This window comes from Mesorhizobium sp. M5C.F.Ca.IN.020.32.2.1 (genome assembly GCF_004023105.1).
In the GTDB taxonomy this organism is placed as follows: domain Bacteria; phylum Pseudomonadota; class Alphaproteobacteria; order Rhizobiales; family Rhizobiaceae; genus Mesorhizobium; species Mesorhizobium wenxiniae.
Genome location: NZ_RZSX01001543.1, coordinates 1 through 649, shown reverse-complemented (window position 1 = coordinate 649; position 649 = coordinate 1). Strand labels below are relative to the sequence as shown.

1 protein-coding gene is annotated in these 649 nt (G+C 63.3%); it reads left to right on the top strand.

The window, feature by feature from the left end; translation table 11 throughout:
- Positions 1–649 (top strand): glutamate synthase central domain-containing protein (locus tag EOA86_RS37330; RefSeq protein WP_245497515.1); only part of this gene is annotated, 649 nt, incomplete at both ends.

Below are 649 nucleotides of genomic sequence, written 5' to 3'. Positions count from 1 at the left end.
TCCCTATCTCGCCTTCGACACGCTGCTCGACATGCACAAGCGCGGCGAGCTGCCGGCCGAAGTCGACGCCAATGAGGTCGTCTCCCGCTACATCAAGTCGATCGGCAAGGGCATTCTCAAGGTGATGTCGAAGATGGGCATCTCGACCTACCAGTCCTATTGCGGCGCGCAGATCTTCGACGCCATCGGGCTGAAGACCGACTTCGTGCAAAAATATTTCACCGGCACCGCGACGCTGATCGAAGGCGTCGGGCTGGAAGAGATCGCGGCCGAAACGGTCAGCCGCCACGCCGACGGCTTCGGCAACGACCCGGTGCTGCGCAACAGCCTCGAGGTCGGCGGCGAATACATGTTCCGCATGCGCGGCGAAGCGCATATCTGGTCGCCCGATGCGGTGGCCACCCTGCAGCACGCCGTGCGCCAGGGATCGTGGCAGACGTTCAAGGACTATTCCGCTCAGATCGACAGCGAGACGGCGCGGGCGCAGAGCATTCGCGGCCTGTTCAAGATCAGGCTGGCCGAAGAAACCGGGCGCAAGAAGGTCGCGCTCGACGAGGTCATGTCGGCTGCCGATATCGTCAAGCGGTTCTCGACCGGGGCGATGTCCTTCGGCTCGATTTCCAGGGAAGCGCACACCACGCTGTCCCGC